Genomic DNA, 1,066 nt, shown 5'->3' on the forward strand with positions numbered 1-1,066 from the left:
CATGGCAAGACGTCTCTGACGGCAGCGATCACGAAGTACTTCGGCGAGTTCAAGGCGTACGACCAGATCGACGCTGCTCCTGAAGAAAAGGCTCGTGGTATCACGATCTCGACGGCACACGTTGAATATGAGACGGCAAACCGTCACTATGCTCACGTTGACTGCCCCGGCCACGCCGACTACGTGAAGAACATGATCACGGGTGCCGCACAGATGGACGGCGCGATCCTGGTTTGCTCTGCCGCTGACGGCCCGATGCCGCAGACGCGCGAGCACATCCTTCTGGCTCGCCAGGTTGGCGTTCCTGCGATCGTTGTGTTCCTGAACAAGGTTGACCAGGTTGACGATGCCGAGCTTCTCGAGCTGGTTGAGCTTGAAGTTCGTGAACTTCTGTCTTCCTACGACTTCCCTGGCGACGACATTCCGGTGATCAAGGGCTCTGCTCTTGCTGCTCTGGAAGATTCGGACAAGAAGATCGGCGAAGACGCAATCCGCGAACTGATGGCCGCTGTTGACGCGTACATCCCGACGCCTGAGCGTCCGATCGACCAGCCGTTCCTGATGCCGATCGAAGACGTGTTCTCGATCTCTGGCCGTGGTACGGTTGTCACGGGCCGCGTTGAGCGTGGTATCATCAAGGTCGGTGAAGAAATCGAAATCGTTGGCATTCGTCCGACGACGAAGACGACCTGCACGGGCGTTGAAATGTTCCGCAAGCTTCTGGACCAGGGCCAGGCTGGCGATAACATTGGTGCGCTTCTGCGTGGTGTTGACCGTAACGGCGTTGAGCGTGGTCAGATCCTTTGCAAGCCCGGTTCTGTGAAGCCGCACAAGAAGTTCAAGGCAGAAGCCTACATCCTGACGAAGGAAGAAGGCGGCCGTCATACGCCGTTCTTCACGAACTACCGTCCGCAGTTCTACTTCCGCACGACGGACGTTACGGGTATCGTTACGCTTCCGGAAGGCACGGAAATGGTTATGCCTGGCGACAACGTAACGGTTGACGTTGAGCTGATCGTTCCGATCGCTATGGAAGAAAAGCTGCGCTTCGCTATCCGCGAAGGCG

General features: G+C 57.3%; 1 protein-coding gene. It reads left to right on the forward strand.

Going from position 1 to position 1,066, the window contains the following annotated elements; translation table 11 throughout:
* Positions 1–1,066: elongation factor Tu (gene tuf, locus ACFSE1_RS19425; RefSeq protein ID WP_377405317.1), on the forward strand; the 1,066-nt coding region annotated here is incomplete at both ends.

The organism is Affinirhizobium helianthi (assembly GCF_042680945.1).
In the GTDB taxonomy this organism is placed as follows: domain Bacteria; phylum Pseudomonadota; class Alphaproteobacteria; order Rhizobiales; family Rhizobiaceae; genus Neorhizobium; species Neorhizobium helianthi.